The following is a 12,871-nucleotide window of genomic DNA, read 5'->3' on the forward strand; positions in this document are numbered from 1 at the left end:
GCGGCAGTTCGCATTTCAGCAGGATGCGGGCATGGTGGAACGACGGTTCGTGATTGCCTTTCTCCCGGCATCCGGGCATAAAAAGAGCAGGGAACCTCTTTCAAGATTTCCTGCTCGGTGGTGCTGCTGGTTGCGGCTGATGTTTAATTCTCTACAGTAAAAATATCTTCGATTGAAACATTGAATACTTTCGCTATGTTCCACGCTAACACCAATGATGGATTATATCTGCCTTTTTCTAAATTCCCTATGGTTTCTCTTCGGACGCCCACCAACTTTGCCAAGTCTTCCTGCTTCATGTCATACTTGGCTCGATACTCCTTAATTCTATTCTTTATCATTTTCCAGCCCCCATTTTTCTTTGAAGCCGTAGTAAGCAGTAGATAAAGCATAGATTACAACGGATACCGCCCAGCCAAATGCAAGACCTGTTATCAGAGCTTCCTTTTCTTCTTTTATCCCAGCAAAGAAACAGACAAAAGAAACAAGTGCCACAGAAATCATTCCGCAGTAAAATGCGCGTGAAGCTGACTTGTTCATGTATTCCTCCAACATTTCATCTGATTTGATGAAGAAATATTCAAAATCAACTGCAAAGGCAAAGAAGCCAAGAAAAGACTTTGCTTCTGTGAAAACGCCAATAAAACCTAATAGAGAGAGCAAGCCCATAAGTCCATATAAATAGCGTTTTGATTTCATAAACTATCCTCCTAAATGTGGTGTATTTCACTCTTTATGAGATAAATATACCACATACATTGGCGATAGTCAAGGCATTGAATAACAGTGCAAAAATTATTTTTAGAAGATTCTGGCTATCAAGTGTTTGCAGGGCAAGGTGTCCCCAGTCTGGCTGTTTTCTCTTGGAATGTGGATTTTCCGCCCTTGGATTTTGAAAAGGTCCAGACACCCACCGCTGAAATGGAGGATTTCTGTCCTTTCACAATTAGAGAGGTGTAAGCCGCTCAATTTTCAGAGAAAGGACGGAAAGAGCTATGGGAACAGCGAAATCAAAAGGTCTGCCGCATTGCACGGCGCATCGGGACTGCTTTGCCAACAAGGACGGTGTGTGCGTCTGCTTGGGTGACAATGACTTCCACGGGAAGGACTGCCCGTTTTGTAAGACCACGGCGCGGAATGATGCGGACAGGCAGAAAAGCTATGAGCGGCTGGTGCAGCTTGGCCGCACGGATCTAATTGAGATGTATAAAGTGAGGGGCGCTTATGGGAGTCAGTAAATATAACAGTGAAGGTTACTACGACCCGACTGCCTATGAAGCCCTCACGAAAGTTGCCCAGGAGGAAAAGGCGGCGAGATACCGGCCGTTGGTGTATATCTGCTCCCCGTACTCCGGGGATACGGAGGGCAATACCAAAAAAGCAAGGCGGTACAGCCGGTTTGCAGCAGACGCCGGCATGATCCCCATTGCGCCGCACCTGCTGTTCCCGCAGTTCTTATCAGAGGAAACGGAGCGGGAGCTGGCGATCTTTATGGATCTGGTGCTGCTGGGCAAGTGTGAGCAGCTCTGGGTGTTCGGCGGCGAGGTGTCAGACGGGATGCGCCGGGAGATTGGAAAGGCGAAGCAGAAAAATATGACAATCCGTTATTTTACGGAGGATATGGAGGAAACAGAATGCAGATGACAATCTATGACGCCGCGACGGTGGGCAGCCGGTCAAACTGCGTGTATCCGAATCCCGTGACGGTCACGGATGCGGATACCATGCGGCAGGCGGCGGCCTTCGACCATGTATGCGCGGCATATAAGCAGAACTACCGCAGCGTGGACAATTTTCTGAAAGCGGACTGTCTGCCGATGGACTGCGATAACGACCACTCGGACGACCCGGACGACTGGCTCACGCCCTTTGACGTGGCGATGGACTTTCCGGGCGTGGGGATGATTTTTGTCTACAGCAGGAGCCACATGAAGCAGAAAGGAAAACGAGGCCCCAGGCCACGGTTCCATGTGTATTTTATCTGCACGGAGACAACGGATGCAGCTCTTTACAGTTCATGGAAGGACAAGCTGATTGCCGATTACCCCTATTTCGATGACGGGGCTAAAGACAGCGCCCGGTTCCTTTTCGGGGTAAAGAATGCGGCGGTCGAGGTGTATGACGGCGAGATTACCATTGATGCGTTCCTGGCAGACCACTTTGCGGAGTGGGACGAGGCGCAGGGGCAGATCCCGGAGGGTTCCCGGAACAAGACCATGTCCCATTACGCCGGCCGGATCATCAAGCGGCTGGGGAATACGGAGGAAGCTCATAAGCAGTTCTTGAAGGAAGCGGAAAAATGCAGCCCGCCGCTGGATGATGCGGAACTTGCGGGTATCTGGGCCAGCGCCGTGAAGTTCGGCGCGAAGGTAGCTGCCCAGGAGGGATATATCCCGCCGGAGCAGTACAACCAGGACTTCCTGCTGATGCCGGAGGATTTCTCGGATGTAGGCCAGGCGATTGTATTGTCGCGGGAGTACATGGATCGGCTCCGCTTCTCCCCGGCTACGGATTACATCGTGTTCAACGGCTCGTTCTGGGAAGAATCCCAGCCCAACGCCCAAGGTATTGCCCAGGAGCTGACCGCGAGACAGCTTGAGGAGGCGGAAACCGAGATACAGCGGTGCATGAAGGAGATGTCGGATAACGGCGCATGGGCCATGCTCGCTGCGATGGGCGCCAAGAAAGCGATGGCGGCATTCAATGAAGCCCAACGGCGCTCCTTTGAGAAATACGAACGGGCGGAGACCTACCGGAAGTATGCCATCAAGCGCCGGGATACCAAATACATCTCGGCGGCCTTAAAGGAAGCCCGTCCGATGATCCAGATCGAGCAGCGCGTCCTGGATGCGGATGAGTTTTTACTGAATCTGCCGTCCGGCACCTGCGATCTGAGGACGGGGGCGATCCGGGAACACAACGCCCAGGACTATATCACGAAACAGACGGCGGTGGACCCGTCTGGGGACGGCATGGATGTCTGGGAGGACGCCCTCCAGACCTTCTTCCAGGGGGACGCCGACCTGATCCGCTATGTGCAGGAGATCGTGGGGCTTGCCGCCATCGGCAAGGTCTACATTGAAGCCCTGGTCATTGCCTACGGCGAGGGCCGGAACGGAAAATCTACCTTCTGGAACACCATCGCCCGTGTGCTTGGCACCTACTCCGGCAATATGTCCGCAGACACCCTGACTGTGGGCTGCAAGCGCAACGTGAAGCCGGAACTGGCGGAAGCCAAGGGCAAGCGGATGATCATCGCCGCCGAGCTGGAGGAAGGGATGCGCCTGAACACATCCAACGTCAAGCAGCTCTGCTCCACGGACGAGATCTATGCGGAGAAAAAGTACAAGGCGCCGTTCTCCTATGTCCCCACCCACACGCTGGTGCTGTATACCAACCACCTGCCCAGGGTCGGGGCGATTGACCAGGGTACCTGGCGGCGGCTCATCGTGATCCCCTTCAACGCCAAGATCGAGGGAAAGGCCGATATCAAGAACTATGCGGACTTCCTGTTCAAAACGGCGGGCGGCGCAGTCCTTCAATGGATCATCGAGGGCGCAAAGCGCGTCATCGGAAATGATTACAAAATCGTCCAGCCCAAAGTGGTGCGGGACGCCATTCAGAAATACAAGGAGAACAACGACTGGCTGTCCCACTTCCTGGATGACTGCTGCGAGATGGGGGATGATTTTGAAGCAAAATCCGGGGAGTTTTATAACGCCTACAGGAGCTACTGCCTGCAGATGGGCGAATACACCCGGAGTACGACTGACTTTTACTCTGCGCTGGAATCCACGGGTGTGGCGAGAAAGCGTACCCGTACAGGCGTGATTATTTACGGGCTGAAGCTCAAATCGGAATTCGAGGATTAGCAGGTGTGTAGGTCATGTACCTCTCTGCCAGAGTTGCTCTAAGGAGATAAAAAAACAATATATAAGAGAGAATCGGGGGAAGAGGTGCATGACCGTCACACAGGAAAAACGGAGGTTGAAAATGCTTTTTTACACATGGATGATAAAGAACCATTTAAAGGACAATTCCGCCAAGGGGATTCTTGCCAGGAGCATGAAAGCAGAGGGGGACGGATTTCCTAAAAGGCGGCGCTTAAAAACGCTGGTCGGGTATCTTGAGCATCGCGGTGCAAGTCAGGAAGTTATGGATGCCCTTGTGGAATGTTGGGAGGAATATGAAAACCATGAGAGAGAAAACCATCGAACAAAAGCTGGTTCAGGCAGTTAAGGCCAAAGGCGGGATTGCGCCAAAGTTCGTATCGCCGGGATTTTCCGGGGTTCCCGACCGCCTTATCCTATTGCCGGATGGGAAATGCGGCTTCGTGGAAGTCAAGGCCCCTGGCGAAAAGCTGCGACCGCTGCAGGAGTCAAGGATACGGCTTTTGCGGCGGCTGGGGTTTCTGGTATTCGTCCTGGATGACGAGAGCCAGATCCCGCACATTATTTCAGAGATTGGAGGTGATGCCGAATGAAGTTCATACCACATGATTATCAGCAATATGCTATCGAGTATATCGAAAGCCATACCGTTGCTGCAGTCTTGTTAGATATGGGCTTAGGTTGAGCAAGACGGCAATCACGCTGACGGCGTTGTACGACCTGCTGTTCGACTACTTCGAGATTACCCGCGTCCTGGTGATCGCACCGCTGCGGGTGGCGAGGAATACCTGGGCCCAGGAGATTGAAAAGTGGGACCATCTGAAAGATGTCCGTTATTCCGTGGCGGTCGGCACGGAAAAAGAGCGGCTGGAGGCATTCCGCAGGGATGCAGACATCTACATCATCAACCGTGAGAACGTCCAATGGATGGTGGAAAATGTCCCCTTTGAATTTGACGCCATCGTGCTGGACGAGCTTTCGTCCTTCAAAAACTGGAACAGCAAGCGGTTCAAATCGCTGATGAAGGTGCGCCCCAGGGCAAAGCGCGTCATTGGCCTTACGGGTACCCCGTCCGGGAACGGGCTGATGGACCTGTTCGCTGAGTTCAAGGTGCTGGATATGGGACAGCGGCTGGGGCGGTTTATCACCAAGTACCGCCAGGACTATTTCCGGCCGGATCGGATGAACGGGCAGGTGGTATATTCCTATAAGCCCCTGCCGGGAGCGGAGAAACGGATCTATGACAAGATCTCCGACATTACCATTTCCATGAAAGCCTCCGACCACCTTAAGATGCCGGAACTTGTAAGCAGCGAGTACCGGGTGTATATGGAGGAGCCGGAGCAGGCCATTTACGATGAGATGTGCGAAGATCTGACGGCGCAGCTTGATAAGGGTGAAGTCACAGCGGCCAATGCCGGCGTGCTGTCCGGCAAGCTCTCCCAGATGGCAAACGGAGCGGTCTATACGGATGTCGGGGATGTGGAGCATATCCACGACCAAAAGCTGGATGCGCTGGAGGACATCATCGAAAGCATGAACGGGAAGCCCCTGCTGGTGGCGTACTGGTACCAGCATGACCTTGACCGCATCGAGGAACGGCTGCGGATGAAGAAGATCGGCTTTGCAAGGCTGGATTCTGACGCCAGCATCGCAAAGTGGAACCGGGGCGAACTCCCTGTGGCGCTGATCCATCCCGCTTCTGCCGGCCACGGGCTGAACCTCCAGAGTGGCGGTTCTGCCCTCTGCTGGTTTGGCCTGACATGGAGCCTGGAACTGTACCAGCAGACGGTGGCGCGGCTTTACCGGCAGGGACAGGCGTCCCAGACTGTAGTCGTGCAGCACATCATCACGGACGGCACCATTGATGAGCGCATTCTGAAAGCCCTACGGTACAAGGACAGGACGCAGTCGGCGCTGATTGATGCGGTTCGGGCAAACCTTAGAAAATGAGAGTCAATCAAGGCAAATTCGAGGGAAGCAATTTTTTTCGGAGGTAGTGCCTATGAACAAGCAGCAGACGGAAATAAAGGAGTACCTTTCCCAGGCGTTCCGCATTGACCAGCGGATACAGAGCAAGATGGAGCAGGTGGCGTCACTGAATGACCTTGCCACACGGGCGACTGCGACCTATTCGGATATGCCCGGAAGTGAGACGAGGAACCTCCACCGTATGGAGGACGCCATCCTTTCCATCATTGAACTGGAAGCTGAAATCAATGGGGACATCTGCAAACTGGTGCAGACGAAAAAAGACATCGTCCATAACATCAAGGCTGTCCAGAATACGGAGTACCAGACTCTTCTGGAACTGCGGTATCTGTGTTTCAAATCCTGGGAGCAGATCGCCGTGGACATGGGTTATGAGCTTCGGTGGCTGTATCGTCTCCACCACAGGGCGTTGGACGCCGTTTCCGAAATAAGCCACTAAAAGCCACTGCAATACACCTTGTCCCTGTGATATAGTTAGAATCAGAAAAACAGGACAAGGAACGAGCCTTGCGGGAGCAATCCTGCAGGGCTTTCCTTTTGCCCGGAAAGCGAGGTGAGCCGATGCCAAGGAAACCAAAACGACCGTGTTCCTACCCCGGCTGTCCCAAGCTGACGGATGGCAGGTTCTGTGAGGAACATCAAAAAATAGAGAACCAACGATATGAGAAGTACGGCCGCGACCCGGCAGCCAAACGAAAATATGGACGTGCGTGGAAACGCATCCGTGACCGTTATATGAATGCACACCCGCTTTGTGAAAAGTGTTTTGAGGAAGGACGTTTTATTAAGGCGGAGCAGGTGCATCACATCAAGCCTCTGGCAGAGGGCGGAGATCACAGCGAGGAGAACCTGATGGCATTATGTTCTTCGTGCCACGCAAAGATCCATGCAGAGCGTGGTGATAGGTGGCATAAAAAAATCACGGATAGACCGTGATGCTTTTAGGCGGGTAAGCCAGTCGAAGAGAAGAGGAATAGCGGTCAACTTTGTGACTACAAGTATAACAAAAGATGTAATAGTTGCGATATCTGCTACCATAGGCAGCACCTCCTTCAGAAATAGTGACAATGGTCCCATGTGCTGCCACTACTCCTCCACAGGCATCTTCGCTTGTCAAGACTTACCACTGGGACAAGGCAAGTATATCATTATTGAATCTATAAATCAATGTAAAGCGAATCCAGGGGCGGTCAAAATCTCTACGGCTCTGCCCCGTGGGAACGGGCGCGGGGTCGCGCGTATGAAAAAAGCGTTTTCAAAAGGGTAATTAAGGGCAGCCGGCTGCGGCTGCTATATTTTTGCGGAAAAGGGGTGAGAAAATGCCGACAAAATCCAACAACACAGGCGGGCGCGGCGGTGCGAGACCTGGTGCGGGAAGAAAAAAGTCTGCGGTCAAGGAAAAAGCCGAGAATGGCAATCCGGGCGGACGCAGGCTGGAAGTGCTGGACATTCCCGAAGTTGAGGGTGTCGATATGCCAAAGCCCCATGAGTTTCTCTCTGCCGAGCAGCGTGACGGGAGTACGTTCCAGGCGGAGGAGATATACACGGAAACCTGGGAGTGGTTAAAGAAGGTGGGCTGCGCGGCAAAGGTGTCCCCCCAGCTTCTGGAGCGGTATGCCATGTGCAGCGCCCGGTGGATTCAGTGCGAGGAGATGACCAACCGCATGGGCTTCCTCTCTAAGCACCCGACCACCCAGAAGCCAATCCCGTCTCCGTTTATTAACATTGGCATCAACTATATGAACCAGGCGGTGCGGCTCTGGAACGAGATTTTCCAAATCGTGAAAGAAAACTGCAGCACCGATTACGGGGAGGTTTCTCCCCAGGACGATCTGATGGAGCGTCTGCTCCGCGCAAGGAAGGGGTGAAACCTGTGTTTGAAAAAGTAAATCCGTGCCACCCGGATAAGGTGGCGGACCGTATCGCCGGCGCTCTGGTGGATGCGGCGTATAGGAAAGAGGAAAATCCCAGGATCGCTGTGGAAGTCCTCATCGGCCACGGCGTCTGCCACATCATTGCGGAGAGTTCGGTACACATCCCGCCGGATGAAGTGGACGCTGTCGTGAAGCGTATCGCTGGGGATCTCTATACAGATTATGTGGAAGTGCCGCAGGACGGGAACCTCGCCGGTAACCAGGCGGAAGGAATCCGCTGCGGCGACAACGGCGTTTTCAAAGGGGTGCCGGTCGCGGAGGAGCAGAAAGCACTCTGTGAAATCGCGAAAAGTGTGTATCACACTTACCCTTCGGATGGGAAGTACATCATTGACGAGGCAAGGCTGATCCTTTGCCAGAGCAATGCGCCCACAGAGGAACTGCAAAAGCTGTATCCTACCGCCGAGGTCAATCCCCTGGGCGACTGGACAGGCGGCACGGATGTGGACTCCGGTGCGACCAATCGTAAGCTCGGCTCAGATATGGCCGATTCCGTGACGGGCGGCGGGCTTCATGGGAAAGACCTCTCCAAAGCGGATGTGTCTGTAAACATCTACACATGGCTGAAGGCGCAGGAAACCGGAAGAACGGTAGAATTGTGCTGCGCCATCGGGGACGATACAGTGGACGGTGTTCCCTATCGTGAGATCGTGGAAACCGCCCGGAAATACATCCAGGGGCGTGGCGGTTTTGAGAAATTTGCGGAATGGGGGCTGGTGCGATGAAGACTACAACGGAAATGCAGCTTGTGCCCATTGCCAAGCTGGTGCCCTATGTGAACAACGCCCGCACCCACTCCCCGGAGCAGATCACGAAACTCCGCTCATCCCTCCGGGAGTTCGGATTTATCAATCCCGTCATCATCGACCGGGATTTCAATGTGATCGCCGGCCACGGCAGAATCCTGGCGGCAAAGGAGGAAGGCATCACAGAAGTTCCTTGTGTATTTGCCGACCATCTCACCGAGGCGCAGAAGAAAGCTTATATCATTGCGGACAACCGCATGGCGATGGACGCCGGATGGGATGAGGAACTTCTGCGGGTGGAGATCGAGTCTCTGCAGGGCATGGACTTTGACCCGCTGCTTACCGGCTTTGATGAGAAGGAACTGGCCGACCTGTTTGCGGATGATTCTGGCAGCGAAGCCAGGGATGATGATTTCAATCTGACCGCTGCATTGGAAAAAGCCTCCTTTGTGGAGCGGGGCGATGTCTGGACAGTGGGCCGGCACCGCCTTGTGTGCGGGGACGCCACCTCCGCTGAGGATGTGGCCCTGCTCATGGCTGGCAGGAAGGCCAACCTTATTGTGACGGATCCGCCCTATGGCGTCTCTTTCAAAAGTTCCAGTGGCCTGACCATTCAGAACGACTCCATGAAAGACGAGGAGTTTTATAACTTCCTCCTCTCTGCTTTTAAGTGCATGGCGGAGCATCTGGAGAAAGGCGGTGTGGCCTATGTGTTCCATGCGGATACCGAGGGGCTGAACTTCCGGAAAGCGTTCATTGACGCCGGGTTCCATCTGGCGGGCGTGTGTATCTGGGTAAAGAACTCCCTGGTGCTGGGACGCTCTGACTACCAGTGGCAGCATGAGCCGGTACTGTATGGATTCCTGCAGAACGGGAAGCACCCCTGGTACTCCGACCGCAAGCAGACCACCATTTGGAACTACGATAAACCGAAGCGCAACGCCAACCACCCGACTTCCAAGCCCCTGGATCTGCTGGGGTACCCTATCGGGAACTCCACCCAGGAGAACGCTGTAGTGATCGACACTTTTGGCGGCAGCGGCTCCACCATGATGGTCTGCGAGCAGATGAACCGAGTGTGCTGCATGATGGAACTGGATGAGAAATATGCTTCGGTCATCCTCCGCAGGGCCGTGGAGAACGGCATCCCGCCAGAGGATATTTTTGTGGAGAGAAACGGAGAAAAGATGATGTACTCCGACCTTGTAAAAGAGGTGGAGGTACCAGATGAATAAATTGACCCTCGGCAGCCTGTTTGATGGCTCCGGCGGATTCCCATTGGGCGGCCTGCTCTGTGGCATTACCCCGGTGTGGGCTTCAGAGATCGAGCCGTTCCCTATCCGGGTGACCACAAAACGGCTGCCGTTTATGAAGCATTACGGCGATGTCTCCCGGATGGACGGTGGGAAAATTGAGCCGGTGGATGTCATCACCTTCGGCTCGTCCTGCCAGGACATGAGCATTGCCGGGAAAAGAGCCGGGCTTGACGGCTCACGGAGTAACCTCTTTTATGAGGCAATGCGGATTGTAAAAGAAATGAGGTGTGCAACCGATGGAAAATATCCAAGGTACATCGTCTGGGAGAATGTCCCCGGCGCGTTCAGTTCCAACAAGGGCGCGGACTTCCAGTCCGTCCTCGAAAAAATCTGCTCGGTCAAAGGATACGAAATTCATACTCCTCGACCTGAGAGATGGGCAAACGCCGGGGAAATCGTGGCGGACGATTTCAGTCTCGCATGGCGGGTATTTGATGCGCAGTACTGGGGAGTCCCCCAGCGCAGAAAACGTATCTACCTTGTCGCAGATTTTGCAGGTGGGAGTGCCGGAAAAATACTATTTGAGTCCGAAGGCGTGTCTGGGTATACTCCGCAGGGCTTCCGTTCGTGGCAAGGAACTGCCGGAACTTTTGAGGAAGGCGCTGGAGCGTCAGGCTGCGTCTGCCTGAACGACCAGGGCGGCAGCCGCATGAATGTGACGGAGGACGTTGCGGCAACGCTCCGAGCGGAAAACCACGGGCACCCGCCCTGCGTGATAGGTTCGGCGGGCTTCTGTACCGAGCATTCCGCACAGGCAAGAGGGATCGGATATGAGGAGGAAACCTCTCCCACTCTCCGTGCCGGGACGGTGCCGGCGACGGTTTATGAAAACCATAGCCAGGACACCAGATACACAGGACCTTTGGAGACGGCACCCACGGTCAACGCTACCTATGGCATGGGCGGCAACAACCATCCCTTTGTAGTGGAGACGCCTAAGACGCTGAAGATCCGCTCCGGCTGTGATGGCGGAGGTAAGGGCGCACTGCTCCAGGAGAATAAATCTGCCACGTTGGGATGCAGCAACGACCAGACGGTGTTCGTGCCGAAGGTTTATGGCATCTGTTCCAAGCAGAGCCACTCCATGCTGTCGGACAATCCCCACAGCGGTTTTTATGAAGCGGACACCTCCCGGTGCCTGGACAGGAGCGGCGGCAATCCCACCTGCAACCAGGGCGGTATGGCTGTGGTGGCCCTGCAGGGTTCCATGATTGGCCGGGCAGATAAGAACGGTCCCCAGGGCAGTGGTGTCAACGAGGATGTGTCCTTTACGCTGGATGCCGCCGACCGTCATGCGGTGGCTTACTGTATGACCACCGGCAATTATACCCAGACGCTGAAGGAACAGTCCCCGACCCTGATGGCAAGGGACTATAAGGACCCGCCTGTGGTAAACGAGACCGAGCCGGAGTACATTGTCCGCAGGCTGACGCCCACCGAGTGCGCAAGGCTGCAGGGCTTTCCGGACTGGTGGTGCGCTGGACTTGGAACAGACGAGCCGACTGAGGATGAGATGGAGTTCTGGACAGAGGTGTTTGAGACACACCGACTGGTTGTGGGAACTTCCTCCAGGCCAAAGAGCCGGAACCAGATCGTCAAGTGGCTGAAAGATCCCCACTCCGACAGCGCCGAATATAAAATGTGGGGCAACGGCGTGGCGCTCCCCAATGTTTACTTCGTGCTTTCCGGTATTGTGTACTATGCACAGTTACCGGAGGGATAATCCGGCGTTTCTTCTACGGCAAAATGTGCGGTATCTGCTTGCTATTTACGGCGTAAAGAGTGATGAATGTACTACCAAAACCGAAGGAGGGACGCACATGGAAATCAGATATAACGTGACAGGCGCAAAGCGCAAGGAACTGGTCAAGGCCATCGCCGATACCATTGGGGCAAGGGCAGAATACCAATATATGCCGACATGCAATTACAAGATCAGCTATTTTACAGTCACCAGGGATGGGACGCTCCTCTTTGATGAACGTGCCGGTAGTGGTGAAGTCGAGCAGGTGTTGGAGGCTGTCGCAGCGGCAGGCTTTGAATGTGAGCCACAGGATATGGGAGAAGCTCCTGCAGAGGGAGAAATGGAATCTTCTGAAAGAGATACGAAAGAGACTGCAGAGACTGTTAAGGCAGATCCCATCATGGAAGATATGGGAATTGCAGATACCGGGGACTCTCCGGACACTGCACAACAGAGTATGGCCTCTGGACTTACAGTCGAGATACCGCTGGATAAGGTGGACGTTGGAAATCTCACCAGACTGCTGGATGCCAAGGGAAACCTGATTAAAAAGGCACTTGGTGTGGATGCTCTGCCCATTGAGTTTCAGGATGACCGCGTGACATTCCCCTGGTTCGAGGAACTTCCGGATTCCGATGCGGTCCAGGCTTACACCCACTTCCTTTCCGCACTCTGCGAGATGAGCAAAAATGCCAAACGGGTGACGGTTACAGTAAAGGCTGTGGAGAATGAGAAGTATGCCTTCCGCTGCTTCCTGCTCCGGCTCGGATTTATCGGGGCAGAATATAAAACTGAAAGAAAAATCCTGTTAAAGAACCTGACTGGTTCTTCCGCTTTCAAAAGCGGCGCTAAGAAGGAGGTACCCGGCGATGAAATATCCAAGTAGGGAAACTGTGGAAGGTATCCGAAAGAAATATCCCGCAGGCACACGGGTGGAACTGGTTCGGATGGATGATGCCCAGGCCCCACCCATTGGTACGAAAGGTACCGTCAAAGGCGTGGACGATACCGGCTCCCTGCTTATGCGGTGGGATAACGGCAGCAGCTTAAATGTGGTTTACGGCGAGGATCTGGTCAGGAAGCTCAGCCGCCCGGAGGACGAGAGCCTGCCATAAGCTATACAAAAAACGTGCCTCTTCCGGTGCGGATATTTGTGTAGCTTATGCCTGCGGATTGACTTGCTATCTGTGTGCTTCAGAGTGATATATAGACTACCGAAAGGGAACAGCCCCACGGAAAACAAACCACG

The 12,871-nt window shown here is 54.1% G+C and carries 16 protein-coding genes and 1 pseudogene; 14 read left to right on the forward strand and 3 right to left on the reverse strand.

Annotated elements, in window-relative coordinates:
* Positions 1-143 precede the first annotated feature (143 nt).
* Entirely contained in the window at positions 144-341 is a 198-nt protein-coding gene (locus tag FGQ86_RS12755) for a helix-turn-helix transcriptional regulator (protein ID WP_014387067.1), read from the reverse strand.
* A complete protein-coding gene (locus FGQ86_RS12760; RefSeq protein WP_138304424.1) occupies positions 328-699 on the reverse strand; it encodes a DUF3796 domain-containing protein in 372 nt (123 codons plus the stop codon). Before FGQ86_RS12760 ends, FGQ86_RS12755 begins: the two co-directional genes overlap by 14 nt.
* 296 nt (positions 700-995) lie before the next feature.
* Here FGQ86_RS12760 and FGQ86_RS12765 point away from each other — a divergent pair, with 296 nt between their 5' ends.
* From FGQ86_RS12765 to FGQ86_RS12800, 8 genes and pseudogenes are all read left to right on the forward strand, one after another.
* Complete coding sequence (locus FGQ86_RS12765; protein WP_138304425.1) at positions 996-1,238, forward strand: hypothetical protein; 243 nt, start codon at positions 996-998, stop codon at positions 1,236-1,238.
* Complete coding sequence (locus tag FGQ86_RS12770; RefSeq protein WP_066864707.1) at positions 1,225-1,644, forward strand: DUF4406 domain-containing protein; 420 nt, start codon at positions 1,225-1,227, stop codon at positions 1,642-1,644. The genes FGQ86_RS12765 and FGQ86_RS12770 overlap by 14 nt, the downstream gene beginning before the upstream one ends.
* Positions 1,635-3,872, forward strand: a complete 2,238-nt coding sequence (locus tag FGQ86_RS12775; RefSeq protein ID WP_171031571.1) for a phage/plasmid primase, P4 family — start codon at positions 1,635-1,637, stop codon at positions 3,870-3,872. The genes FGQ86_RS12770 and FGQ86_RS12775 overlap by 10 nt, the downstream gene beginning before the upstream one ends.
* 88 nt (positions 3,873-3,960) lie before the next feature.
* The gene (locus FGQ86_RS12780; RefSeq protein ID WP_138304427.1) at positions 3,961-4,239 is read left to right on the forward strand and encodes a YozE family protein; all 279 of its coding nucleotides are present in this window, start codon (positions 3,961-3,963) and stop codon (positions 4,237-4,239) included.
* Positions 4,196-4,483, forward strand: coding sequence for a VRR-NUC domain-containing protein (locus FGQ86_RS12785; protein ID WP_138304428.1), 288 nt, complete (start codon positions 4,196-4,198; stop codon positions 4,481-4,483). The genes FGQ86_RS12780 and FGQ86_RS12785 overlap by 44 nt, the downstream gene beginning before the upstream one ends.
* A pseudogene (locus FGQ86_RS12790) lies at positions 4,480-5,843 on the forward strand (DEAD/DEAH box helicase). The gene FGQ86_RS12785 and the pseudogene FGQ86_RS12790 overlap by 4 nt, the downstream one beginning before the upstream one ends.
* 52 nt (positions 5,844-5,895) lie before the next feature.
* Positions 5,896-6,321, forward strand: a complete 426-nt coding sequence (locus FGQ86_RS12795; RefSeq protein ID WP_138304430.1) for a hypothetical protein — start codon at positions 5,896-5,898, stop codon at positions 6,319-6,321.
* Between the two features lie 122 nt (positions 6,322-6,443).
* On the forward strand, positions 6,444-6,818 hold the full coding sequence (locus FGQ86_RS12800) for an HNH endonuclease signature motif containing protein (RefSeq protein ID WP_138304431.1): 375 nt from the start codon (positions 6,444-6,446) through the stop codon (positions 6,816-6,818).
* Here the strand turns inward: FGQ86_RS12800 and FGQ86_RS16280 are convergent.
* A complete protein-coding gene (locus FGQ86_RS16280) occupies positions 6,741-6,920 on the reverse strand; it encodes a hypothetical protein (RefSeq protein ID WP_171031569.1) in 180 nt (59 codons plus the stop codon). The genes FGQ86_RS12800 and FGQ86_RS16280 overlap by 78 nt on opposite strands.
* Positions 6,921-7,201: 281 nt before the next feature.
* Here FGQ86_RS16280 and FGQ86_RS12805 point away from each other — a divergent pair, with 281 nt between their 5' ends.
* The 6 genes from FGQ86_RS12805 (at position 7,202) to FGQ86_RS12830 (ending at position 12,737) form a co-directional block, all read left to right on the forward strand.
* Positions 7,202-7,750: a P27 family phage terminase small subunit gene (locus FGQ86_RS12805; protein ID WP_138304433.1), complete on the forward strand. Its 549-nt coding sequence runs from the start codon at positions 7,202-7,204 to the stop codon at positions 7,748-7,750.
* Positions 7,751-7,755: 5 nt separating this feature from the next.
* Complete coding sequence (locus tag FGQ86_RS12810) at positions 7,756-8,541, forward strand: S-adenosylmethionine synthetase N-terminal domain-containing protein (RefSeq protein ID WP_138304434.1); 786 nt, start codon at positions 7,756-7,758, stop codon at positions 8,539-8,541.
* Positions 8,538-9,797 (forward strand): site-specific DNA-methyltransferase, encoded by a 1,260-nt coding sequence (locus FGQ86_RS12815; protein WP_347562521.1) that lies wholly within the window; start codon positions 8,538-8,540, stop codon positions 9,795-9,797. The genes FGQ86_RS12810 and FGQ86_RS12815 overlap by 4 nt, the downstream gene beginning before the upstream one ends.
* On the forward strand, positions 9,790-11,601 hold the full coding sequence (locus FGQ86_RS12820; protein WP_138304438.1) for a DNA cytosine methyltransferase: 1,812 nt from the start codon (positions 9,790-9,792) through the stop codon (positions 11,599-11,601). The genes FGQ86_RS12815 and FGQ86_RS12820 overlap by 8 nt, the downstream gene beginning before the upstream one ends.
* Positions 11,602-11,698: 97 nt before the next feature.
* Complete coding sequence (locus FGQ86_RS12825) at positions 11,699-12,508, forward strand: virulence protein (protein ID WP_138304440.1); 810 nt, start codon at positions 11,699-11,701, stop codon at positions 12,506-12,508.
* Complete coding sequence (locus FGQ86_RS12830) at positions 12,492-12,737, forward strand: DUF4314 domain-containing protein (RefSeq protein ID WP_138304442.1); 246 nt, start codon at positions 12,492-12,494, stop codon at positions 12,735-12,737. The genes FGQ86_RS12825 and FGQ86_RS12830 overlap by 17 nt, the downstream gene beginning before the upstream one ends.
* Positions 12,738-12,871: the final 134 nt, after the last annotated feature.

This window comes from Clostridium sp. BSD2780061688st1 H5 (genome assembly GCF_005845155.1).
Taxonomy (GTDB): Bacteria; Bacillota; Clostridia; order Lachnospirales; family Lachnospiraceae; genus Claveliimonas; species Claveliimonas intestinigallinarum.

Coding starts and splice junctions, on each gene's coding strand:
- FGQ86_RS12765 (WP_138304425.1), top strand. CDS start 996: ATGGGAACAGCGAAATCAAAAGGTCTGCCGCATTGCACGGCGCATCGG.
- FGQ86_RS12770 (WP_066864707.1), top strand. CDS start 1,225: ATGGGAGTCAGTAAATATAACAGTGAAGGTTACTACGACCCGACTGCC.
- FGQ86_RS12800 (WP_138304431.1), top strand. CDS start 6,444: ATGCCAAGGAAACCAAAACGACCGTGTTCCTACCCCGGCTGTCCCAAG.
- FGQ86_RS16280 (WP_171031569.1), bottom strand. CDS start 6,920: ATGGTAGCAGATATCGCAACTATTACATCTTTTGTTATACTTGTAGTC.
- FGQ86_RS12830 (WP_138304442.1), top strand. CDS start 12,492: ATGAAATATCCAAGTAGGGAAACTGTGGAAGGTATCCGAAAGAAATAT.
- FGQ86_RS12785 (WP_138304428.1), top strand. CDS start 4,196: ATGAGAGAGAAAACCATCGAACAAAAGCTGGTTCAGGCAGTTAAGGCC.
- FGQ86_RS12775 (WP_171031571.1), top strand. CDS start 1,635: ATGCAGATGACAATCTATGACGCCGCGACGGTGGGCAGCCGGTCAAAC.
- FGQ86_RS12815 (WP_347562521.1), top strand. CDS start 8,538: ATGAAGACTACAACGGAAATGCAGCTTGTGCCCATTGCCAAGCTGGTG.
- FGQ86_RS12795 (WP_138304430.1), top strand. CDS start 5,896: ATGAACAAGCAGCAGACGGAAATAAAGGAGTACCTTTCCCAGGCGTTC.
- FGQ86_RS12820 (WP_138304438.1), top strand. CDS start 9,790: ATGAATAAATTGACCCTCGGCAGCCTGTTTGATGGCTCCGGCGGATTC.
- FGQ86_RS12825 (WP_138304440.1), top strand. CDS start 11,699: ATGGAAATCAGATATAACGTGACAGGCGCAAAGCGCAAGGAACTGGTC.
- FGQ86_RS12780 (WP_138304427.1), top strand. CDS start 3,961: ATGACCGTCACACAGGAAAAACGGAGGTTGAAAATGCTTTTTTACACA.
- FGQ86_RS12755 (WP_014387067.1), bottom strand. CDS start 341: ATGATAAAGAATAGAATTAAGGAGTATCGAGCCAAGTATGACATGAAG.
- FGQ86_RS12760 (WP_138304424.1), bottom strand. CDS start 699: ATGAAATCAAAACGCTATTTATATGGACTTATGGGCTTGCTCTCTCTA.
- FGQ86_RS12805 (WP_138304433.1), top strand. CDS start 7,202: ATGCCGACAAAATCCAACAACACAGGCGGGCGCGGCGGTGCGAGACCT.